Origin of the sequence: Psychrobium sp. MM17-31, from assembly GCF_022347785.1 — a bacterium.
GTDB lineage: Bacteria > Pseudomonadota > Gammaproteobacteria > Enterobacterales > Psychrobiaceae > Psychrobium.
In genome coordinates, this window is record NZ_JAKRGA010000001.1 from 1 (window position 1) to 25,681 (window position 25,681).

Genomic DNA, 25,681 nt, shown 5'->3' on the forward strand with positions numbered 1-25,681 from the left:
TTGGTTGGTCGCTGTGCCCTCTAAGCTGTAGCTCACGTCTTGATTGTTCGGGTCAGTCGCTTTGGCCGTAATACCCACTTGGGTACCCGCTGGCGCGTTCTCTGAAATCTTGCCATCGAAACCGTCGATGTCGTTGACTTCACCAACTGGTAAATTGACCCTAATTGAGAACGTTGCAGTTGAAGTTGAACCGTCGGACGATGTCGCCATCACATTAATATCAATCGTTGTCTCATCAGGAGCAAAATTTTCTTTTACGGTCACGATTCCTGACTGACTATCAATCCTGAATTGATTGTTGCTTTGTCCAAATAAGCTATAAGTTACGATGTCACCATCGTCTGGGTCTTTAGCGAATGCTTGCACTCCAATTTCACTGTCAGCAGGAGCATCGTAATTAATAGTTAAATCTCTATTATCAAGATCACTAATTAGCCCAATAGCATTGTCAGTATCACCACCTGAGCCACCAATACCTTCGTTATTATTGCCGACATTAATCACAAAGGTTTCTTGACTTGTTGAACCGTCAGCCGACGTTGCAATCACTTTAATAGCATGTGATGGGGCCGTTTCGTAGTCTAGGTTACCAATTAAGGTAATAACCCCTTTTGTTTCATCAATGGCAAACAAGGCTTGTGATTCTGGGGCGAGTGAATACGTGACAGCGTCGCCATCTTCATCTTCTGCAAATGCTTTAATGCCAATTTCTGTACCAGCAGTGGCATTCTCTGAGACTTTATCGTTGATTGGGTCAAGATCAGTGATCGCACCAACTGCGTTATCTGTATCACCTTGTGAGCCTTCACCACCACGACCATCGTCGTTGTCACCTACTTCGATGGTGAATGTTTCAGCAGAGCTTGAACCATCATTTGAGCGTGCAATAACTGTTATGTCGTGACTTTCATTCGCTTCAAAGTTCAAATTACCTTTGAGAGTAACAACACCTGAAGTTGCATCGATTTCAAATAGACCATCAGCGATGTCTTGCTCAGATAAGCTGTAAGTAACAACGTCGCCCAAATCGGCGTCAGTCGCTTTTGCCGTGATACCAATTTCGGTACCCGCCGGCGCATTTTCTGAGATTTTGCTCTCGCGCGAATCTGTATCGCTAATTGGACCTACCGCATTATCAGTATCACCACCGCCATCACCGCCAGCATTATTCCCTACCGCAATACTAAAGCTTTCTGTTGAGGTTGATCCATCCGTTGAGGTTGCTATTACAGTAATAGTGTGGGATTGCGCTGTTTCAAAATCAAGGTTACCGTCTACGCGCACAACGCCTGTTTTTTCATCAATGCTAAACAGCTCGTTATCACCGCCAGCTTCTAATGCATAAGTGACGCTATCAGACACATCATCGTCTTCAGCAAAAGCTGTGATGCCAACAATATCTCCTTGCTCGGCATTTTCTGACACGCTGTTAATCGCATCATCAGTATCACTAATCGCTCCCACTGAGCGATCTAAGTCAAACCCTTCATCTTCTACGGCAATGGTATAGACTGCTGTACTGGTTGTTCCGTCCGTTGACTCGGCAATAACTGTAATATCATGGGATGGAGTAGTTTCAAAATCAAGATTGCCTTTAACAGTCACTAAGCCTGATTCAGTGTCAATATCAAACAAGCCATCGGCAACATCAGAGGCTGATAAACGATAGGTTACCGTATCGCCATCTTCGTCTTCAGCAAAGGCAATAAGCCCTACTGCAGAGCCTTGCGGCGCATTTTCTGATACTGTATTCGCGCCATTGTCTTTATCAATGAGCACGCCTAAGCCGTGATCTTTATCGCCGGTTTCAGTGCCACCGCCAATGCCATCGTTGTTATCACCAACCTCAATTACAAAGTCTTTTTGACTTGTCGAGCCATCGCTCGATGTAGCGATAACTTCAATGGTATGACTTTGTTTCGTTTCAAAGTCAAGATTCCCCGTTAGCGTGATAACACCAGTCGTTGGATCGATGTCAAACATCGCTGCATCTGCATATTTATCAGACAAGCTGTAAGTAACAACATCACCATCGTCATCTTTGGCAAATGCCGTAATACCAACTTTTTCGCCAATGCTTAGATTCTCTGATACTTTGCCTTCAAGCACGGTATCAACATCTGTAATATCACCCACCGCATTGTCTTTATCACCCGGCTCAGCACCACCGCCAATGCCTTCGTTATTATCGCCAACGGCAATAGTAAAGGTTTTCGTCGACGTCGAGCCATCAGTTGACGAGGCAATAACCGTCACTTCATGTGATTGAGCTGTTTCATAATCTAAATCACCGATAAGACGGATTATCCCTGTGCTACTGTCTATCGCAAACAGCCCAGTAAGCTCGTCTGCTGCCGATAGGTCATAGCTAATCGTATCTTCATCGTCACCATCGGTGGCTTTAGCGGTGATACCTACAAGCGAACCAATAGGCGCATTTTCTGAAATCGGGCGTACTTCTGGGTCAATATCAGTAATATCACTGATAAGGTTATCTTTATCACCGGTCTCCGTGCCGCCGCCAATACCTTCATTGTTGTTACCAACGTTGATCACGAACTCTTCGGTCGCAGTTGAACCATCAACTGATTTCGCGGTAATTGAAATGGTGTATTCGTTCTTAGTTTCAAAATCGAGGTCACTAATGACTGTCACAACACCGGTATTGCTATCAATCGCAAATATACCATCGGCAATATCGGCATCTGATAGGTGATAGGTGATATCATCGCCGTCTTTATCTTCAGCCAGTGCGGTAATGCCTACTTGGGTATTAACAGGCGCGTTTTCTGAAACGATGTTCTCACGCGCATCGTTATCACGCAGCATTTCTACCGTGTTATCGGTATCCCCCGTTGAACCTTCACCACCGTAACCATTGTGGTTATCAGCCACATTAATCACGAAGTTTTCACTGCTTGATGAGCCGTCAACAGAGCGAGCAATCACAGTCACGATATGACTTTCGGCAGTTTCAAAATCTAAATTGCCATCGACGGTAATAACACCGCTTGTCGCATCAATGGCAAATAGACCAGCTGCCATATCGCTATCTGATAAATGATAAGTAACGGCATCACCATCTTCATCAATCGCTTTTGCGATAATGCCAACCGCGGTGCCTATAGAAGCGTTCTCTGACACAGGACCATTGTCATCTAGATTTATATCGGTAACAGAGCCAACCGCATGATCGGTATCCCCTGTTGAGCCTTCACCGCCGCGGCCATCTTCGTTGTTGCCAACGTCAATAGTAAAGCTTTGAGTTGATGATGAGCCATCGTTTGAGCGCGCAATCACGGTAATGCTGTGTGATTCAGCTGTTTCAAAGTCTAAATCACCGATAAGCGTTACCACACCGCTGGTGCTATCAATGCTAAAGAGTCCGGCATCAATATCTGCTGCCGATAAGCTATAAGTCACCACATCACCATCATCGCTATCGATGGCATTAGCTTTAATGCCTACCTCCGTGCCTGCTGGCGCATTTTCTGAAACCTTACTCTCACGGCTATCGATATCACTAATCACGCCAATGGCGTTATCGGTATCACCGCCATTATCACCACCTAAATTATTCTCAACGTTGATGGTAAAGGTTTCAGATGAGGTTGAGCCATCATCAGAGCGTGCAATCACTGTAATGGCATGAGAAGTTGCTGTTTCATAGTCAAGATTACCAGCCACTGTTACTAAGCCAGTTGTGCTATCAATGGCAAAGAGCCCTGCATCGATATCTGTTTGTGACAGGCTATAAGTGACGGTATCTGAGGTATCTTCATCTTTGGCGAAGGCTGTAACACCTACAATATCGCCGATATCAGCGTTTTCACTGACTTTATTAGCGCTATCGTCCGTATCACTTAACGGACTAACGGCGCGGTCTTTATCACCGCTTTCGGCATCTGTGACATTAATAGTAAAGCTATCACTGCTGGTTGAACCATCAGTCGAAGTCGCTATCACAGTCACTGTATGTGATGCCGCAGTTTCAAAATCAAGGTTACCAGCAATAGTGACAATGCCTGATTCACTGTCGATGGTAAAGAGACCTGCATCGATATCCGCTTGCGATAAGGCGTAGGTTACAGAGTCTTCAGTATCCGCATCTGTTGCTAATGCAGTAATACCAACCGTTGTGCCGACTTCATCATTTTCTGACACACTATTATCGCGATTGTCTTTATCGCTTAAAATACTAATAGCGTTATCTTTATCGCCACCTTGGCCGCCACCACCAATACCTTCGTTATTATTACCAACGTCAATACTAAAGGTCTTTTGACTGGTTGAGCCATCTTCTGATGTGGCAATCACTTCAATGCTATGAGTAGTGGCCGTTTCAAAGTCTAAATTACCTTTTAAAGTAATCACGCCGCTATCACCATCGATAGCAAACAGCCCCTTCGCCGCCTCAGAAGCGGACAAGCTATAAGTCACCTTGTCGCCATCGGCATCAACCGCTTTGGCTGTGATGCCTATCTCAGTGCCAATGTTCGCATTTTCAGAGACTTTATCGTTAACTGGATTATCATCAGTAATTGGCCCAATCGCGTTATCGGTATCGCCGCCACTACTACCGCCACCAAGACCAGTGTCGTTATCACCAACGTTAATGGTAAATGTTGTGGTTGACGTTGAACCATCTGTTGACGAGGCAATCACCACAACATCGTGTAATGGTGCACTCTCAAAATCTAAATCACCAATTAGGCGGATCACGCCTGTATCACTATCAATGGCAAAGATACCCGCAAGTTGATCGGCTGGTGATAGCGCATAGCTAATGGCATCACCATCGGCATCGGTTGCTTTGGCTGTAATGCCAACTAACGTACCTGTTGATGCATTCTCTGAGATTGGGCGGTTTTCTGGATCTGCATCGGTAATGTCGCTGATAAGATTATCTTTATCGCCTGTTTCACTGCCGCCGCCAATGCCTTCATTGTTGTCTCCAACTTTGATAACAAAATCTTCGGTCGCCGTTGAGCCATCAGTAGATTTAGCAATAATCGAGATGCTGTATTCATCTTGCGTTTCATGATCAAGCTCACCAATAGCCGTTACCACACCTGTGTGGCTGTCAATGGCAAACACACCATCGGCGATATCTTTATCCGATAGGTGGTAAGTTATATCATCGCCGTCTTTATCTTCGGCAAGCGCTGTAATACCAACTTCGGTGTTAACTGGCGCATTTTCTGAAATGATATTTTCGCGGGCGTCGTTATCACGTAGCATTTCAACCGCATGGTCGGTATCACCACCGCCGCCATTGCCATCATCGTTATCACCAACTGCAATGATAAATTCTTTTTGCGACGTTGAACCATCCGTTGAAGTCGCTATAACCGTAATAGTGTGCTGCTGAGCAGTTTCAAAATTCAAATTTCCAGCTAGCGTTACAACACCAGATGTTTCGTTGATAGTAAACAGCTCGTTATCACCACCTGTTGCAAGGTTATAGGTTACACTATCACCATCAGGATCTTCGGCAAACGCCGTAATTCCAACTAAAGTGCCTGCATTAGCATTTTCAGAAACAGGACCATCAGTGGCGTTGTTAATGTCAATAATCTCACCAAGAGGACGATCTTTATCGCCAGTTTCTTCACCGCCACCAAGACCTGCTTTATTGTCACCGACACGGATGGTAAAAGTCTGTGTCGAAGAGCTATCATCTGCTGACTTCGCAATGATGGTAATATCGTGGCTTTGTTGAGTTTCGTAGTCTAGGTTGCCAGTAAGCGTCACTTTGCCCGAATTTTTATCGATGGCAAATAGACCAGCATCAATATCAGCTTGCGATAATGCGTAAGTAACAGCATCGCCATCTTTATCAGTAGCAAAAGCTGTAATGCCAACATAAGTACCAACTTCAGCATTTTCAGACACTAAGCTGCTGATCTCTTGGTCATTATCAACAACATCGCTCACTGCATTGTCAGTATCACCTTTAGTGCCTTCACCGCCAGCACCAAACTGATTGTTACCAACATTAATCGTAAATGTATTGCTTGATGTTGTGTTATCTGGCGACGTTGCGATTATTGTGATGTCGTGTGTTTTATTTGTTTCATAATCAAGGTTTCCAATCAGGGTTACGACACCAGAACCAGCATCGATGGTAAAAAGTCCTTTTGCTAAATCTGCTGGCGACAGCTTATAGGTAACACTACCCGTTGAATCTTCATCTATCGCTTTAGCAGTGATTCCAACGGCTGTTCCAATAGGTGCATTTTCAGAAACGAAATTTGAAATTTGATTACCATCTTCATCTGGATGGGTTGAAGTATCTTCGTCGATAACTTCGCCAATGGCCTTACTACCAACAGTAATAGTAAAGCTCTGCGTGCTGGTTGAACCATCGCTACTCGTAGCGACCACTTGTGCAATATGTTCATCACCTTGATTACCAAGGTTACTAATATCACCTAGATAAATTTTCCCATCGTTGCTATCGATAGTTAAAAGTCCATCTAAGTCATCTAATAATTGATAAGTTACTTTGTCTTCATCTAAGTCATCTGCAAATACTTGGATTTGTGTGTAAGTACCTGAATTACTGTCACTAGCTACAATGTTTTTATCACCGTCAATATCCGTCGCTTCTCCGATGGAATTTAATGTCGGATGCTTAACAATGGTGTCTGATACGCTGCCTTGATTACGAGCTTGGTCAGTCACATCCATGGTAACTGTCAACGTGCCATCTGCAAATCCAGATAAATCAACACTTGAGACTCTGATAACACCATCAACTATTGAAATGTTACTCGCGGGGAGGGTCAAATCTGCATTAACGCCATCACTTATAGTGATACTATTTAACGTGGCGTTTGATTCGATAAACCCAATCAAATTGACACTTGAGGCCTCGCTGTCATTAATATATTCGTCATCCTGTTGAAAACGAATATAGTTGCCACTGCTATCGACTTCACCATTCTCGCCGCCATTTTGTCCTGGTGGTGTTAAATCAATGTTTAGGGTAAAGCTCTCGCTTTTAGGTCCGACATTGCCAGCTGCGTCGGTTTGAATAGTGCTAAATCGATGTTCACCTTCTGATAGGCTGTCAATAAACTGATATTGCCAGCTACCATCGTCATTTACAGGAACAACAGCAATGGATTCGCCATTTTTGTCGAAAATTTCAATTGATGCGCCTTTTTCTGCGCCTTCGCCGTTAATCAACGGCAAGGGATCATTAGAATAATCACCGTTGTTAAGACTGATATCAGAGTCGCTCGCGTCATCGATTATCGAAAATTGTGCAACGGTAGGCGCGTTGATATCGAAAGTGAAATTTACAAGAGGACTTGGAATACTTTCGTTACCTAAGCGATCTATGACTATAGCACTTATGTCATAATCACCGTCTTTTGTAAGCTCGGTTAAAGCATTAATTCCAAGATCAACAGTTACAAAACCATTTACAATATCGGATTGACCGATATTGAATTCAACCACAATTTCACTTCCACCTTCAGTAGGGTTAAGATTTACTCTTAGGTAGTCACCAAAATTTGTGCCCTGAGGAAGATCAACTCGTAAAGGAATATTTTGACCATTTACTATAGAGTCAAAATCATCGCGATTAATATATCGATCACCAGTTAACTCATCTGTTTCTATTAGCGTAATCACGGGCGCCAAGTCGGTCCCACCAACTCCTTTTTCTCGACCAGGACCTAAAGTATCAACGTTGATAACTATGTCATCGTCTGGCGCACTGATGTTGCCTGCTTTATCTTCAATAGTTGTGGTAAGTAAATATCGCCCTTGTGATTCAAATAGCTGTTTTAAAAGGTCTAACTCTATGACGTCCCCTGCATTGTCAGTCTCTTTGACTACATAGTTAACCTCACCGACTTTTATGCCATTGGGATCAGTAAGCGTCAATGTGAGCTTGTCACCCGGTTGAGTATCAGCAGCCAATACAATCTTAGTTGTAACACCATCCTCGAGTTCTTGTTGGTTAACCCCAAAATTATCGAATTCTGCAATAATAACCTGTGGTAATTCAGGTGCTTGTCTGTCTACAGACAGAACTAAAATATTACTTTGTGCACTCTCATTACCGACTTCGTCATTGAGTGTTGCGCTTACTTGATAACGACCTTCAAGTGGAAAATATGTCGGAGATAAGCTGACTTCAATTTTTTGACCACTTGTTACCTCACTAACAATTGGATAAATCAAGCTCTCTTTTTGGCCATTGTTTTCAACGGTAATTTTAATGGAGTCACCAACTTCGACTCCGTCGCCTACAGTAACTTTAACTTTGACATCTGCCAAAGATTCGCTGGCACTTATACCATTAATAATCGCTTCTGATACTTCGATAGTCGGTGATTGCCCAATGGAGTAATCTGCGTTAAAACTCACCAACTCACTAGGTTGAGACTGATTACCAGCAATATCAACAACAGTTGCGACTACCTCAATGTCACCTTCATGTTGCAATAGCAAATCTGCTTGAATTGGAAACTCGATAGTCCCTGCATTCAATTCTTGTTGAGAAATAGTAGTGATGAACGGAAGAATTTCATTATTTGGGAGCTTGACGGACAGATTAACTGAATCTCCAATTTCTGCATCATCAGGCAATCGTACAGATATATTTAGTCCATTAGTCGCCTCTTCTAAGCTTAAACCATTTTGCGCTTTGCCTAGGTCAACCACAGCTTGATCTGGTGCAATAGTATCAACTGTAACACTCTTTAAATCTGCGAGGTCAGATCGGTTTCCTTGTGCATCGACTAAAACAATATTGGTAGCGACAACCCCTTGTGCTACTGCCTGTGGTAATTCAACGGTTAATTCGTTGGCATTAATATCACGTCGAGTCAGTGTAAACTTTTGCCCATTAATCTCTAGAAAATCACCAGATTGAGCATCTGTACCATCCAGGTCAACCAAGAACTTGATATGTGTTTGTTCGGCTAATTCTTCTGCATTAAGAATCCCATCACTACTAGTATCTTGAACAAGGGACACAACAGGCTTATTTGGCGCTTCGAAATCGAGGTAAGTTTCTTTTGCCTTTGAAGCTACAGAAGTCCCGTTATCGATAACACTAACTGTTAGATATATTCCACCTTGCTCTACATTGATAAGGTCTGTTTTTTCAAAAGTATGTGAAAAAGTGCCATCCGCTTTAATCTCGATATTGTCGAAGGTATCGCCACCGAAGAAATCATCAAGAAAATCAATTTCAATTGTCGAACCAGGTCGAAAGTTCTCCACGTCACCGCTAACAACAATCTGACCATTGGTCACTAGTAAGTCCATATTATTAACGGTAAGCTTTGGTTCATATGACTTTTGAATAACCGAGAAGGTTAACGCATCGTGATTTAACGTTTCTTGGGCTATAGACTCAAAATCTGACCCTTGCGCAATTTCAGATTCGTCATTTTCAATGACAGTATTATCCCTTAAAGAATCAAGATACCTACCAACGTTATTTGCCAACACAGTATTGCCTGCGGCGGTCTCTTCTTCGATAGCTTTATCTAATATTTCATAGTCTTGTGCGGTTAAAGAGAGGGATTCGAGCTGAGTATCTACTTCGACCTGATTGTCATTTCTAGCATCTAACCTGAGAGCTGAATCTGGCTTAATTGTTTCTTGGGTGCCATCTAAATAAATGAGGGTGAAATGCGTATCAGGATAAAGTACTAGGACCGTTCCAGAATCTAATACATCTCCAACTTTTATTGCTTGCTCAGTTGCTTCGTTTACAGCAGATTTTTCAACGCTAATGATCATAGCGTTTTGAGGAATGACGAAGTTACTCATGCGGTGAATCCTTTACTCAGTAATATTATTAGCTTTACTATCAATGACCTAGGAAGCTTATCCATAAGCAATTACGCTAAGTTATCAACGTCAAACTAATTATTTAATAAATCCCCCAAATTAATAAGTACGGCGAAACAGGTCATTTCATCTTATTAGGAAGTGTCTAATTTGGTACCAGTGGATTTATTGTTAAATTTAACAGTAAGTTAAATTTACAGTCTCTGATCCCGTAGTGCAATAAATCGCCCTTAAAATAAGCAGAACGGATTAGATAAGCATTAGATCTAATCCCTAAAACCATCCCAAACAAAAAGGCCACTAACAGTAAACTATTAGTGGCCTTCTTTATCGGTTTTTTCGATGAATTAACGTTTTGCTAAATCTAACATCAATTCATTCATCTTATTAATGAAGCCTGCTGGATCTTCGATTGAGCCGCGCTCAGACAATTGTGCTTGACGGTATAAAACGTCTACCCATTTTTCAAAACGCGCTTCATCTTGTTCATCTGCAAGATGTTTAACTAGCGTATGCTCTGGGTTGTACTCAAAGATAAACTTAGTTGGTGGAACCGGCTGACCTGCAGCTTCCATCAGTTTAATCATCTGACTTGTCATGTCTTGACCGTCAGATACGATACAACTTGGCGTGTTAGTTAGACGGTGTGATACGCGAACGTCTTTCACTTCATCGCCTAATACTGACTTAATACGCTCAGTCACTGATTCTAGTGATTTTTCAACTTCTTCTTGCTTAGCTTTAGTCTCATCATCAACTTCACCTAAGTCTAAATCCGCTTTAACCACTGACTGGAACGATTTCTCACTGTATTCAGTCAAGTGGCTCATTAACCACTCATCGATGCGATCTGACATCAGTAATACTTCATAACCACGAGCACGTAATTGCTCTAGGTGTGGGCTATTTTTAGCCGCTTGGAAGCTATCAGCAGTGATGTAGTAAATCGCGTCTTGACCTTCTGGCATACGCGAGATGTAGTCTTCTAATGATACTGACTGCTCTGCCGTATCGTTATGGGTCGATGCAAAACGCAGCAACTTAGCGATAGCTTCTTTGTTAGCTGTATCTTCTGCAGGGCCTTCTTTCAGTACTTGGCCAAATTCTTTCCAGAAACCTTGGTACTTTTCGCTGTCTTTCTTAGCAAGCTTATCCAACATTTGTAGGACACGCTTTGTACAACCACTGCGCATTTGTTTAGTGATGTTGTTCTCTTGCAAGATTTCACGCGATACGTTTAGCGGTAAATCGTTTGAATCAACAAGACCTTTAACAAAACGCAGGTAGGTTGGCATGAATTGCTCGGCGTCATCCATAATGAATACGCGTTGCACATAAAGTTTTAAGCCATTGTTGCCTTCACGGTTGTACATATCCCACGGTGCTTTTGCTGGAATGTATAATAAGCTAGTGTACTCAAGCTTTCCTTCTACCTTGTTGTGGGCCCAAGTTAATGGATCTTGGAAGTCGTGGGCAACGTGCTTGTAGAACTCTTGATAATCTTTATCTTCTAGCTCTGATTTACTTAATGTCCACAGCGCAGTTGCTTTGTTGATGGCTTCCCAGTGCGCCGGCACAGCTGGAATATTGTCACCGTCTTCTACTTCAACTTCAGCCACTTCTTCTTTAAACATTTCAACGCTTACTGAAATGTGATCAGAGTATTTACCAACAATTTGCTTTAAGCGGTAATCGTTTAAGAACTCATCTTCGCCTTCGTTAAGATGCAAGATAATCTCAGTACCGCGATCTTCTTTGCTGATATCCGTTAAATCGAAACTACCCTTGCCTTCTGATTCCCAGCGCACTGCTTGGTCTGCTGACTCACCAGCTTTACGGGTATTAACCACAACCTTGTTTGCTACGATAAATGCCGAGTAGAAACCAACACCAAACTGACCGATTAATTGACTGTCTTTTGCTTGATCGCCAGATAGACTTGCAAAGAACTCCGCTGTACCAGATTTAGCAATAGTACCTAGGTGATTAATCACGTCATCACGTGACATACCAATACCGTTATCGCTAATCGTAATGGTGCGTGCTTCTTTATCGAAACCGATACGAACACGTAAATCGCCATCACCTTCGTATAGGCTATTATCTTCTAACGCTTTAAAGCGCAGTTTATCGGCAGCATCAGCTGCATTTGATACCAATTCACGAAGGAAGATCTCTTTGTTTGAATACAGTGAATGGATCATCAATTGTAAGATCTGGGTTACTTCCGTTTGAAAGCCATGAGTTTGTGTTGTTTCTGACATGCTTAACTCCAAAAATTTACTAACATAATCATGCGTGTGTGATTAACTTAATCGACGCTTAGCATTAGTTATGGGGGACTATCACAGCTTTTCAACGGCTAGTTTTAAAAATTATCGATATTTTTTTGAGGCATAAAAAAAAGCCGAATAAAAATTCGGCTTCAATCGTTTATTTAACAGACATCTTAGAACATATCATTTGGCATTGCCATTAACGAACTTACGCCCGCTTTAATCGATGCAGCACAAGATAATTGCTTAGTTAATAGACGTGCAAAAAAGAACTCTGCAACAAAGAGTTTATTTTCGAGATATGGATTATCGCTATCACTTTGCGCAACCACAACATTCAGAGAAATCATACACCACATATAAGCAGTCGCTGCATAACCAAATGCGTTGAGATAATCGACTGCATTACCATTTAACTCATTACCGTCACTTGCACGCTCTAACACAATAGCAGTGAGTTCATCGAGCGTTGTAACCGCTTGTTCAAGCGAATTAAACATCGCATTGAGGCGTTGATTACCCGCATGTGCGCCCAAGCGATATTGACTAATATACGCCTTAACTTCTTCACTAAACAATTGATAATCCGCGCCGCCATTAGCAGCGACCTTTCGGCCGATTAGATCAAGCGCTTGAATACCATTAGTGCCTTCGTAAATTTGCGCAATTCGTACGTCACGTACTAGTTGCTCCATGCCCCATTCGCGAATATAACCATGGCCGCCAAAGACCTGTTGTCCCGCTATAGTTGAATCTAAACCAAGGTCAGTAAAAAATGCCTTAGCGACTGGTGTTAAAAGCGCGACGAGACGAGTCGCTCGTGCTTTGTCATCGGCATTTTCTGAAAACTTTGCAATGTCTAATTGCTTAGCAATATACAGCGCCAACGCTCGGCTACCTTCGTTATTCGCTCTCGCCGTTAACAACATGCGGCGAACGTCACCGTGCACCACAATTGGATCCGCAGCTTTGGATAGATCACGCAACTCGCCAACGCCTTTACTTTGTAAGCGATCTTTAGCGTATTCGGCTGCCCCTTGATACGCCATTTCACCACAGCCAATACCTTGAATACCGATTGAGAGACGCTCATAATTCATCATGGTAAACATGGCTGCTAAACCTTTATTTAGTTCCCCGACCAGATAACCACGTGCACCATCAAAATTCATGACACAAGTCGCTGATGCTTTAATGCCCATTTTATGCTCGATAGAACCACAAGAAACCCTATTGGCTTGGGTTAGTTCGCCGTCTTCTACATTAATTTTTGGCACCAAGAAAAGCGAAATACCGCGCGCGCCTTCTGGCGCATCAGGAAGTTTAGCTAACACTAAGTGGATAATGTTTTCGGTTAGATCGTGCTCGCCACCAGTGATGAAGATTTTGGTTCCAGTGACTTCATAACTGCCGTCGTCTTGCGGGATCGCTTTTGTTTTGATCAAACCAAGATCGGTACCACTATGAGGCTCGGTTAAACACATTGACGCCGACCATTGGCCGCTATAGAGATTTGGTAAATAGGCTTCTTTAAGTTCCTCGCTACCATGAGCACTTAATGCTAAACAGGCGCCAGCCGTCAGTGTCGGATAAAGCGTAAAAGAACTATTGGCGCCATACATCATTTCATCAAACAACACGCCAAGCATTTTAGGCATGCCCATACCGCCGTAGTTTGCATCACCACAAAGACCGCCCCAGCCACCTTCGGCAAATGTTGCGTAGGCTTCTTTAAATCCGGTCGGCGTTGTAACGACACCGTCATTCCATTCTGCACCTTCTTCATCACCGCTGCGATTAAGGGGTGCAATCAGACTGCTCGCTAGCTTACCGCCTTCTTCAAGAATCGCTTGCGCCGTATCGACATCCACAGACTCAGCAAGTGCTGGAATACTCTGCCACAACTGTTCAACATCAAAAACGTTAGTAAGTAAAAAGTTCATATCTTCGAGTGGTGCTTTGTATTCAGCCATGGATTATTCCTATCATTGTTAAACACTTCTTTTAAACGTATGTTTGAATATATAACAAAAATTTTCAAAGTTGAACCTAAGGATGATAAAAACTTGTTAATTACGGGTCTGACCAGACAAATAAAAAAACCGCCAACAGGCGGTTTTTGTAAAGACTAATTAGCGCTACGCCAATGAGGCATTGATTGTTGATAAAACTTGTTGTGGATTATCAGATTGGGTTATTGGACGCCCTATTACCAAGTAATCACTGCCTGCCGCAACAGCTTTTTCTGGTGTCATGATACGTTTCTGATCGCCGACGGCACTTCCCGCTGGACGAATTCCTGGGGTGATCAGCTGGAAATCTTGTCCTAACTCAGCCTTTAGTTTCTGTGCTTCTTGCGCAGAGCAAACCACACCATCAAGCCCACTGTTTTTTGTCAGCGTAGCTAAACGTAGTACATGTTCATCTAATGGTGCTTCAATACCAATTAATGGTAACTCTGCTTGTTCCATACTGGTTAGCACAGTAACCGCAATTAAAATAGGCGCTTTGTCGCCGTAAGGCACTAATGCTTCTTTAGCCGCACGCATCATTTTTTCACCACCAGTGGCATGGACATTAACCATCCACACACCTAGCTCTGCTGCCGCAGTGACTGCCTTGGCCACAGTATTAGGAATATCGTGAAACTTAAGATCTAAAAAGACATCAAATCCCTTGTTTACAAGTTGTTTGACGAATTCAGGGCCGAAATAAGTAAACATCTCCTTGCCAACTTTTAAGCGACAACTTTGTGGATCTATTGTCTCAACAAAGGCCAAGGCTTTATCTTGGTTGTCAAAATCTAATGCAACAACCACTTTTGATTGATTACTCATGTTCTCTTTTACCCTCATTTTACTTCATAAATTAATCGTAAATTAGATGATGGCTAATCGCCATCTAAACCGCGAATCGGTTTAACGCTGCCCCATGACAAACACGAAGGACATTGCCATTGAATTTTCTTTGCACTAAAGCCGCAACTTCCGCAACGGTAAACCGGACGAACTTTCAGTTGCTCGGCTACTAGCGCCTTTAAATGCAGTAAACTTTCTTTTGCTTTGCCATTTTCAGCATTACTAATTTGTGCGCTCATCAAATGATAAAACCCCGTCACACTTGGCGCTTCAAATAGGTGCTTGGTTAACAGCTCTTCGATTGCATCGTCATCTAAATCAGCATCATTCAGTTCAATCTTTGCCATCACCGTTGCTATACCAGCGCCTTTTGCAATGGCGTCATCAAATTTTGCTGCCAATAAATCAAGCTGATTTCTAGCTTGATAACAGGCTTTAAACAACGGGATTGCTTCGCGGAAAAAATCGATATCTTGACCAAGAAACTGGTCTATAACTAACTGACACTCTTCATATTGTCCGCGGTCGAAAAAGTATTGTCCTAACATTAATCGCGCGCGAGTACAGCCAGCATCAACTTGCAATGCTCGTTGCAATAACGTGATGTCATCAACATCACCATTACTCTCGTACAATTCGCAATAAAAATGTGCTCGCGCCGGAATCAGCTGTCTTCTACCTAAATCGACTAGTGCGCGAGATGTGTCGATTGCTTGCTGCCAGTCTTTAGTTTTTTGATAAATACACACCAGATGGGCAAGAGATTTCTCTCGATAAACTTTGTTATCGCTAAGCTCAATAAATAGATTGGCACTGCGATCAATGAGGCCAGCTTGAAGATAATCGTTAGCTAATTCGAACAACGCATTATCCCGTTGTTCGTGACTTAAGTTCGGACGCGCTAATAAGTTTTGATGGATACGCAAAGAGCGATCGACTTCACCGCGCTGGCGAAATAAGCGTCCTAAGGCAAGGTGGGTTTCTATGGTTTCACTGTCAACTTCAACGAGCGAAATAAATTGGTCGACGGCTTTATCTGGCTCGTCAGACAATAAGTAATTGAGGCCAGCAAAATAATTTTTTGAATGTTCACTGGCATTTTTTTGATGTTGATGGCCGGCACTTCTTCTTCCCATGTACCAACCGTACGCAGCGGCAATGGGTAATAAAAGAAAAAGTAACTCCATAATAACTATCTAAGCGTTGTCGTTAACGGCTATCGCGTTACTTGATGACTGAGCATCGGACGACTGTGCCTTATGCAACTTTTTATTGGTCATCGCTAACTTGAGCTTGAGCTGTAAATACATCGAATAGAAGATAACCCAACAAATCACAAAGCCACTAACAAAGGCTAATCCCAACAAGGTGCTTACATTGAAATTTCCCTGTCCCACCAGATAATTCAAATCGACAGTCGCTGTATTGACAGCACTAAACAATGCAGCAATTGCAAAGAAAACAATCACGAACATTGTCGTCAGAATACCTTTCATTATCGCTCCTTACAAAAATCGCTATAAAATGATGAAACTTCCGAGCTTACAACACGTAAGACGCCGTTTATTATCCAAGAAAATCAAGCGCCTTACTAGCGATTATTTGATGAAATAGTTGTTGAAATACTCACTTGCATCAATAAACGACACTATATTATTTAGCGCCCTATTAGCTCAGGCATAAAAAAAAGCGACCACAATGGCCGCTTTTTCACAAACAGTTACTAATGGTAACTACGCATTAAGACTGGCGTTGACTCGCTCGCGAAGCTCTTTACCTGGTTTGAAATGAGGTACGTACTTCGACCCTAGTTCAACCGTTTCACCAGACTTAGGATTACGTCCAGTGCGCGGTGCGCGGTAATGCAACGAGAAACTACCAAAACCTCGAATTTCGATTCGGTCACCTGATGCCAAAGTGTTTGCCATCATATCAAGCATGTCTTTTACAGCACTCTCGATATCTTTTGCTGACAAATGTAATTGTTTCAGGGCTAATCTTTCGATTAATTCTGACTTAGTCATAAACCTTCCTCTTAGCAGTATGATTATTAATAGAATGAGGCGTTTACACGCCCCAGTCAACTAATAATTAGTCACGGTTTGCGTTTTTGAACGCTTCAGCCATTGCATTTGAAGAGAAGCTCTCTTCTGCATTGTTTACGCTTTCAACTGCTGATTTTTCTTCAGCTTCGTCTTTAGCGCGGATAGATAGGCTGATTACGCGGTTCTTACGGTCAACACCAACGAACTTCGCTTCAACTTCTTGCTCTACAGATAGTTCAGTAGATGCATCTTCGATGCGGTCACGTGAAATGTCTGCAACGCGGATGTAACCTTCAACGCTATCAGCTAGTTCAACAGTTGCGCCTTTTGCGTCAACAGCTGTAACTTTACCTTTAACGATAGCACCTTTTTTGTTATCTGCTAGGTAGTTGTTGAATGGATCTTCTTCAGATTGCTTGATACCAAGAGAGATACGCTCACGCTCTGCATCAACTGCAAGAACAACAGCTTCAATCTCGTCACCTTTAGAGAAATCACGTACAGCTTCTTCACCAGCAACATTCCAAGAAATGTCAGATAGGTGTACAAGACCGTCGATACCACCGTCAAGACCGATGAATACACCGAAGTCAGTGATAGATTTGATCTTACCAGAAACGCGATCGCCTTTAGCGAACTTAGAAGAGAACTCAGACCATGGGTTAGCAACACATTGCTTAAGACCTAGAGAAATACGACGACGTTCTTCGTCGATGTCTAGAACCATTACTTCCACTTCGTCATCCAAGCTAACAACTTTAGATGGGTGGATGTTCTTGTTAGTCCAATCCATTTCAGAAACGTGTACTAGACCTTCTACGCCTTCTTGGATTTCAACGAAACAACCGTAATCAGTTAGGTTAGTTACGCGACCAGTAAGTTTGTGACCTTCTGGGAAACGACCAGCGATTGATACCCATGGATCTTCGCCCATTTGCTTAAGACCAAGAGATACACGAGTCTTTTCACGATCGTACTTAAGTACACGAACGTTGATTTCGTCACCAACTGCAACGATTTCGCTTGGGTGCTTAACGCGTTTCCAAGCCATGTCAGTGATGTGTAGAAGACCGTCGATACCGCCTAGATCTACGAACGCACCGTAGTCAGTTAGGTTCTTAACGATACCCTTAACTTCGATACCTTCTTGTAGGCTAGCTAATAGCTCTTCACGCTCTGCACTGTTTTCAGTTTCGATAACTGCACGGCGAGAAACAACAACGTTGTTACGCTTTTGGTCTAGCTTGATAACTTTAAATTCTAACTCTTTGCCTTCTAGGTGAGACGTGTCGCGAACTGGGCGAACATCTACTAGAGAACCAGGTAGGAAAGCACGGATAGTGTTTACTTCAACAGTGAAGCCACCTTTAACTTTACCGTTGATAACACCAACGATAGTTTCTTGCTCTTCAAATGCTTTCTCAAGAACGCCCCAAGACTCGTGACGCTTAGCTTTTTCGCGAGAAAGTTGAGTTTCACCGAAACCGTCTTCCATTGCGTCGATAGCTACGTCAACAACGTCGCCAACAGCCACTTCTAGTTCACCAAGTGCGTTTTTGAATTGGTCAGCAGAGATTGGGCTTTCAGATTTTAGGCCTGCGTCTACTAATACTGTGCCGCGTTCGATGCGTACTACAGTACCTTTAACGATGGCACCTTGGCGAGTTTCTAGTTCTTGAAGAGATTCTTCAAACAGTTCAGCAAAAGATAATTCTGTCATGTTTAATTCACATTTTTTAATCCGACTACGCAGTCCTGCGATAACGGGGTAGTTAATAAAAAGGTCTTATCCATCCTGGAGTCAACCTGAAAGTTGTTAACAGTTCTATTCTATTTCGGCGTCAATCGACACATGTTCGAGTACTTTTTCAAACACTTGCTCAATAGAAAGTCCTGTTGAATCGATTTCAAACGCATCATCAGCCGGAACAAGCGGTGCAACTGCGCGGTTGCGATCTCGCTCGTCACGCTCGGTGATCTCGCTCAAAAGGGACTGGATATTAGCATCAAAGCCCTTTTCTTGCAACTGATTATAGCGACGCTGGGCGCGCTCTTGCGCACTTGCCGTTAAGAAAAATTTAATCGGTGCTTGTGGGAAAACGATAGTTCCCATATCACGACCATCTGCAATTAATCCATCTTCACTTAAAAAAGCGCGTTGGCGACGTAATAAGGCTTCGCGAACACGAGGAAATGCGGCGACTTTTGACGCGCTATTACCCACTTTTTCACTGCGGATTTCGCGAGTCACGTCTTCGCCTTCAAGGATCACTTTAATTGCATTGGTATCAACGTCACTCACAAAGCGAACATCTAAATGACCCGCTAGTGGTGTTAACGCATCTTCGTTATCAAGTGCAACGTTATGATGAATTGCTGCTAATGCAAGCACGCGGTAAATCGCACCGCTATCGAGTAATTGCCAACCTAGTTTATCAGCGAGTAATCTTGCGATAGTTCCTTTACCGGCGCCACTTGGTCCATCAATAGTAATTACTGACAAATTTTCGGCCATTGTATACTCCTAATTAAAACGCCCAACACATGGGCTGCATAACTAACTCGGCAGGGCTAATGACCCTACCGGAAAAATTTCGGTGCATATTCTACATTAGGAAAGGTTAATAAGATAGAAAGAAACAAAAAATTAACCTTTATAAAACACGGATTAAATCAAACAATTATTGATTACTCACCTTGTCAAATTGCTCAAAATAAGTTGGGAAAGTTTTGGCAGTACAGCCGGGATCATTGATGGTCACTGGTGTGCCACTTAACGCAACCAGCGAGAAACACATGGCGATACGATGATCGTTATAGGTATCAATAGCGGCATGAGTTAAGTTTTGAGGTGGCGTAATTGTAATAAAATCGTGACCTTCATCAACTATTGCACCAACTTTGCGCAGCTCTGTTGCCATCGCGTTTAAACGATCGGTTTCTTTCACGCGCCAGTTGTAGATATTGCGAATAGCGGTTGTGCCTTTTGCAAACAATGCAGTTGTCGCAATGGTCATAGCAGCATCAGGGATATGGTTCATGTCCATGTCAACTGCGGTTAGCTCTCCAGCCTTCACAGTAATGGCATGAGGATGCCAAGTGACAGTTGCTCCCATCGCTTCTAACACATCGGCAAAATGCTTATCACCCTGCACGCTATCGCTACCGACACCAGTTACTGTAATTTCACCACCTTTAATCGCCGCTGCGGCCAAGAAGTAACTCGCCGATGACGCATCACCTTCAACAAATACCTCGCCCGGCGATTGATATTGCTGCTGGCCTTTAACAACGAAATTTTGAAGATCGGTATGTTCAACAGTAACGCCAAATTTAGCCATTAAATCTAGGGTAATCTCAATATACGGCTTAGAAACAAGCTCCCCGACAATTTCAATCTCAATATCGTCTTTTGCAAGTGGCGCTGCCATTAAAAAGGCTGTTAAAAACTGACTTGAGACAGAGCCATCAATCTTTACCTTGCCACCAGCAATACCTGTTCCCTTAATAGTAACTGGTGGAAAACCAGGAAAATCGTGATAACTAATATCACAGCCCATAGCTTGCAGTGCTTCAACCAGCGAATCAATCGGACGCTCTGACATACGAGGTTCACCGGTTAGCTTAAATTCACCTTGCCCTAAACACAGCGCCGCACACAAAGGCCGCATTGCCGTGCCGGCGTTGCCTAAATACAGCTCAACCGCATTATCAATATTAATCGGACCACCATTGCCCTGCACAACACAAGTGGTTTTATCATCACTTAATTGATAGCTAACGCCTAATGCCGTTAGAGCATTTAGCATATGACGAATATCATCGCTGTCTAACAGGTTATGAATAGTCGTTTCACCGCTAGCAAGCGCCGCTAATAACAGTGCGCGATTTGATAGGCTTTTTGAGCCGGGTAAATTAACGGTGCCGTTGACCGATGAAATAGGTGATAACGTCAGTGAATCCATGATTTCCTTTAAACCTGTTTAATGCTTTCTTCTTTAATTTGGTCAATCATAATGCCAGTCATTAATCAGGCTGCCAATGGGCCTAAGTCACTAAATCAGCATAAAAATGCATATTTTAGACGAAAAAAAACGCAGTTAAACTGCGCTTTTTTCATACCAACTAAAAATTAGTTTGTTTATTAATTATAAACCCTTAAATCTTCGATAACCTTGCCGTCATTAGCGATACAATTTAAGCCGACAAGTTTAACCCGTCCTGTTAATTTAGTGACTGCTTTAATTCTGTCTCTGAGTTCAGCTTCATTTATCGATTCTGGCTCACTACTTTCACAAATGAGTAACATCTCATCGTTGTGGTTCTTACTGCTAACCACCAGTCGCGCTTTGTTAAGGCTTGGATAATGACAAACAATTTGCTCGATTTGCTCTGGGTGAACAAACATACCTTTTACCTTAGTGGTTTGATCGGCACGGCCTAACCAGCCTTTGATCATCATATTAGTGCGACCACAAGGACTTTGCCCCGGCAATACCGCTGATAAATCACCAGTGGCAAATCGAATGAGTGGATACGCTTCGTTAAAACACGTAATAACAATCTCACCGACTTCACCTTCGCTAACGGGCTTATTAGTGCCCGGTCTGACTATTTCAACAATGATATCTTCGGCGACAATCATGCCCATTTTTGCTTTGGATTCATAGGCGATAAGGCCCGCATCGGCATTGGCATAAGCTTGTAGAACGCTAATACCACTATCTTCAAAACTTAAACGCAATGATTCAGGCAATGCTTCCCCAGTAACGAGCGCTTTTTTGATAGAGCTAATATCGCCTTTTTGACGCAAAATATTCAAAAAGGACGGCGTGCCACAATAACCTTGAGGTTTTAGATGTTTGATGACTTCAAGCTGTTGCTCGGTTTGCCCAGGCCCAGCAGGGATCACGCTACAGCCACAAGCTTTAGCACCTGCATCGAGAATAAAGCCCCCCGGAGTTAAGTGATAAGACAGACAGTTTTGAACTAAATCCCCTTGCCTAAACCCTGCGGCGTAAAACGCGCGACCTGTGCGCCAATAATCGCTGCCGCTGCCTTGTGGATCATAAATAGGCCCTGGTGATTGAAAAACGCGTTCAATTGGCGCGTTGTTTGAATTAATGCCTGCAAACGGATATTGCTGTTGCTGGAGTTTAATCAAACTACTTTTGCGCAAAATCGGTAGTTTTTCTAACGCTTCACGCGAGGTAATAGTCTGTGGGTCAACATCGATTAAGCTCGAGCGGTAGTAGTCACAGTCAGCCTTGGCACGCGCAATCAGCTCAGGCAATTGCCCCAACAAGTGTTGCTCTCGCGCAGTTGCATCTTGCGTTTCTAGCTCGTCAAAAAATTCACTCATTGTGGATATTCCTTCTGTTATAACCAGCGCTTACGACGCTTATAAGACTTAAGGTTCTTAAAGCTTTTGCGCTCTTCATTACCGCCGCCGAGGTAAAACTCTTTCACATCTTCATTATTGAGTAGCGATTCGCTGGTGCCGTCCATTACGATTTTGCCAGATTCCATGATGTAACCATAATCGGCTGCACGCAGTGCGTAATTCGCATTTTGCTCTACCAGTAACATCGTAATGCCCTGCTCTTTATTGATACGCTCAATAATAGAAAATACTTCTTTTACCAATAACGGCGATAATCCCATTGATGGTTCATCAAGTAAAATCATTTTTGGACGCGCCATTAACGCGCGGCCGATTGCCAGCATTTGTTGCTCACCACCTGAGAGATAACCGGCAAGCCCAGTACGTTCTTTTAGACGCGGGAACAAATCAAATACCATTTCAATATCGCTATTTATTTCGCGATCATTTCGGGTATAAGCCCCTAGCTTTAGGTTATCGATACAGGTCATGTCTTCGACAATACGACGGCCTTCCATTACTTGGAAGATCCCGCTACGTACAACATCTTCAGCGAGCTTTTTATCGAGGCGCTCTCCCATAAAATGGATGTCGCCCTTGGTTACTTCACCGTATTCCGTTTTAAGTAAACCACTAATTGCTTTTAATGTAGTTGATTTACCTGCGCCGTTTGGACCCAGTAAGGTAACAATTTCGCCTTCCGGTACATCAAGGCTTACGCCGCGAAGTACTTGAATAACATCATCGTAAACGACTTCAATATTGTTGACACTCAACAAAGGTGTTTGGGTTGCTATTTTTTCTACTGCACTCATTTTTTTCTCCAACGAAACTACACCGTGTCCCAATAAGTGGCTGACTCTGCATCAGCCACTTTGGGCTTTATTGATTAGTAGCCTAACCAGTCGTCGCGACGCTCTAATGTCACTTCGTCAACTTTGTCGACTTTTACTTCACCGTTAACGTAGTTACCTTTATAGATTGCAACAGTGTTAATACCGCGATGATCTTCCGCTGTCCAAGTTGCAGGCATACAAGCACCTTCTAAACCTTTTGGCTCCCAATCTTTGACGGCATACATACCTTTCTTGATGTTTTCACCTGTGATACCACCATTTTTCTTGGCCCATTGCATTGCTTCTTTCATGTAAAATGCACTACAGACGCCGCGAACATAGTGGTGGGTACGCGCCTTTTGACCAGATTTATCAGATATTTTAGAAATTTCGCGCACTAACTCCATGCCTTTAACTTTATCCGTCCAGAACGGTGTCATAGTTGGGAAGACGTAATCTTTTACACCATCGCCAATTGCATTGAAAATCTCTTTATCGCCACCCCAGATGTTAGACATTAACTGAATTTCAGTACCCACTGTCTTACACGATTTTACTAGTGATAATACCGAACCACCTAAGTTGCCAATATAACCATAGTTAGAGCCCGAGTTTTTAAGAGTTAAACACTGCGCCTTGAAATCACCTGGTTTCATCGAAACAACGACTGAAGGCATGACTTCAAAACCAAGCTCGTTGGCATATTCGGCACAGGCTTTTTTCGGTGCGTTAGGGAATGGGTGGTTTGCGCCAATGTGAGTAAATTTAGGCTTACCTTTATTACCTTTCGCTTTCCAGTCGTCCGCAGCCCACTTAACAAGTGCGCGACAAGCATCTGAATATGATGCGCCGTAGAAGAAGTTATATGGTGCAGGCTTTTTAGTGTGCGGGTTTTTCCCCATTGGATCCGTTAAATGCCCCGAGTAAGACGCAGAGTAAACGGGAATTTTATCTTTAGCGGCAAATGAGATGAGTGCTTCAGTATCTGCAGTGCCCCAACCTTGCATTGCCACCATTTTCTTACGTGATTTCCATTTTTTATAAGCGCCAATTGCTTGCGGTACTTTGTAGGCGTAATCAATGGTTTCAAAGTTCACGGTCGTACCGTCAATACCGCCGTTTTTATTAATATAAGCAAGTGAGTCGCGTACACCATCGGCATAATACTTACCAACGAATGCCGTTGGGCCCGAAAGATCCGCTAAGTGACCAACAAACACCTCATCTTTCGCCTGAGCTGCTGCCGACACTGCTAAACTAACTGCGCTTAGTGAACCTAGTAATACTTTATTCATTTTACAATCCTCTTGTTTTAATTATGTGGCGAAGCGAACTTCGCCGTTTTGGGTTTTAAATGTTTGTTTACTGTTTTGATTAATAAGAAAATGGGTAGAATTTCCAGTAATTTTTGATCTGTGCCCAGCGGTGCGCTAGACCTTCAGGTTCAAAGATTAAGAACAGGATAATCACCAAGCCAATAGCCATTTCTTTGAGATAAGCAATGCCATCAACTACCGCTGGAATGTTGCCCCAGCTCGTTTCTTTCATGATGCCAACTACCGACTCTAACGATTCAGGTAACATAACCATGAAAACTACGCCCATTAAGGTGCCTTTTACCGAACCCAGACCGCCGATAATACACATGGCTAAGAACTGAATGGACAACATAATGGTGAAGCCCTCTGCTGATACATAGCCTAAGTAATGACCGTATAACGCGCCACCGATACCAGCGTAGAACGCTGAAACACCAAACGATAGCAAACGGTATTTAGTTAAGTTAATCCCCATGATTTCAGCAGATAAATAATGATCGCGCACTGCGACAAAAGCACGACCATCACGCGTACGCATCAGGTTTGAGCCCCAAAGGTACATGGTCACCAATGCAAAAATAGCGACATAGTAGAAGCTTTGGTCGGTATCGAATAAGAAACCGAAAATTTCAACGCTTTCAGCCATCGCACCAGCAGAGCCACCTGAGAACCACTCTGCACGAGCGAAGAAGTCTTCGATGATGAATTGCGCCGCTAGCGTCGCGATTGCAAGGTATAAGCCTTTAATACGCGCCGCTGGCAAACCAAACATCATTCCCACTGCCATGGTTAAGAAACCCGCGAGTGGAATGGCAAAAAACACTGGAATACTAAATTGCGTGTTTATCCAAGCTGAGGCGAACGCGCCAAAGCCAAAGAACGCGCCGTGACCCAGCGAGATTTGCCCAGTAAAGCCCACTAAGATATTTAGACCTAATGCCGCAATACCAAGATATGACACCTGAATTGCTAACGATAAAAAGTACTCATCAAGAAATAGCGGTGCTAAACACAGCAAGCCAACGCTTGCGATTGCTAATAACCAAATAAACTTGGTTTCAAAAATTGTATTGTCCTGCTGATAACTGGTTCTAAAGTCACCACAAGGACGCATAGATGTTGTAGACATAATTAAAATC

At 43.0% G+C, this 25,681-nt stretch carries 14 protein-coding genes; all 14 read right to left on the bottom strand.

Annotation, left to right across the window (positions count from 1 at the left end; all coding sequences use genetic code 11):
* Positions 1-9,804, bottom strand: a 9,804-nt coding sequence (locus MHM98_RS00005; protein ID WP_239436943.1) for a cadherin repeat domain-containing protein, incomplete at its 3' end; no start/stop codon positions are given.
* Positions 9,805-10,172: 368 nt separating this feature from the next.
* Positions 10,173-12,089, bottom strand: a complete 1,917-nt coding sequence (gene htpG / locus MHM98_RS00010; protein ID WP_239436944.1) for a molecular chaperone HtpG — start codon at positions 12,087-12,089, stop codon at positions 10,173-10,175.
* A gap of 185 nt (positions 12,090-12,274) precedes the next feature.
* Positions 12,275-14,074 (bottom strand): acyl-CoA dehydrogenase C-terminal domain-containing protein, encoded by a 1,800-nt coding sequence (locus MHM98_RS00015; RefSeq protein WP_239436945.1) that lies wholly within the window; start codon positions 14,072-14,074, stop codon positions 12,275-12,277.
* Between the two features lie 165 nt (positions 14,075-14,239).
* Positions 14,240-14,938, bottom strand: coding sequence for an orotidine-5'-phosphate decarboxylase (gene pyrF / locus MHM98_RS00020; protein WP_239436946.1), 699 nt, complete (start codon positions 14,936-14,938; stop codon positions 14,240-14,242).
* A gap of 53 nt (positions 14,939-14,991) precedes the next feature.
* A complete protein-coding gene (gene lapB / locus MHM98_RS00025; protein WP_239436947.1) occupies positions 14,992-16,146 on the bottom strand; it encodes a lipopolysaccharide assembly protein LapB in 1,155 nt (384 codons plus the stop codon).
* Positions 16,147-16,155: 9 nt separating this feature from the next.
* Positions 16,156-16,455, bottom strand: a complete 300-nt coding sequence (locus tag MHM98_RS00030; RefSeq protein ID WP_239436948.1) for a lipopolysaccharide assembly protein LapA domain-containing protein — start codon at positions 16,453-16,455, stop codon at positions 16,156-16,158.
* A 237-nt stretch (positions 16,456-16,692) separates the two neighbouring features.
* Complete coding sequence (locus MHM98_RS00035; RefSeq protein WP_239436949.1) at positions 16,693-16,983, bottom strand: integration host factor subunit beta; 291 nt, start codon at positions 16,981-16,983, stop codon at positions 16,693-16,695.
* Between the two features lie 67 nt (positions 16,984-17,050).
* Entirely contained in the window at positions 17,051-18,724 is a 1,674-nt protein-coding gene (gene rpsA / locus MHM98_RS00040) for a 30S ribosomal protein S1 (protein WP_239436950.1), read from the bottom strand.
* Between the two features lie 105 nt (positions 18,725-18,829).
* Positions 18,830-19,519 carry a (d)CMP kinase gene (gene cmk, locus MHM98_RS00045; RefSeq protein ID WP_239436951.1) on the bottom strand — a complete coding sequence of 230 codons (690 nt, stop codon included), beginning with the start codon at positions 19,517-19,519 and terminating at the stop codon, positions 18,830-18,832.
* Positions 19,520-19,685: 166 nt separating this feature from the next.
* Positions 19,686-20,969: a 3-phosphoshikimate 1-carboxyvinyltransferase gene (aroA, locus tag MHM98_RS00050; RefSeq protein ID WP_239436952.1), complete on the bottom strand. Its 1,284-nt coding sequence runs from the start codon at positions 20,967-20,969 to the stop codon at positions 19,686-19,688.
* Between the two features lie 179 nt (positions 20,970-21,148).
* Complete coding sequence (locus MHM98_RS00055; protein ID WP_239436953.1) at positions 21,149-22,366, bottom strand: AMP-binding protein; 1,218 nt, start codon at positions 22,364-22,366, stop codon at positions 21,149-21,151.
* A gap of 17 nt (positions 22,367-22,383) precedes the next feature.
* Positions 22,384-23,202, bottom strand: a complete 819-nt coding sequence (locus MHM98_RS00060; protein ID WP_239436954.1) for an ABC transporter ATP-binding protein — start codon at positions 23,200-23,202, stop codon at positions 22,384-22,386.
* A gap of 74 nt (positions 23,203-23,276) precedes the next feature.
* Positions 23,277-24,518 carry an ABC transporter substrate-binding protein gene (locus tag MHM98_RS00065; RefSeq protein ID WP_239436955.1) on the bottom strand — a complete coding sequence of 414 codons (1,242 nt, stop codon included), beginning with the start codon at positions 24,516-24,518 and terminating at the stop codon, positions 23,277-23,279.
* Positions 24,519-24,597: 79 nt separating this feature from the next.
* A complete protein-coding gene (locus MHM98_RS00070) occupies positions 24,598-25,671 on the bottom strand; it encodes a branched-chain amino acid ABC transporter permease (protein WP_239436956.1) in 1,074 nt (357 codons plus the stop codon).
* Positions 25,672-25,681: the final 10 nt, after the last annotated feature.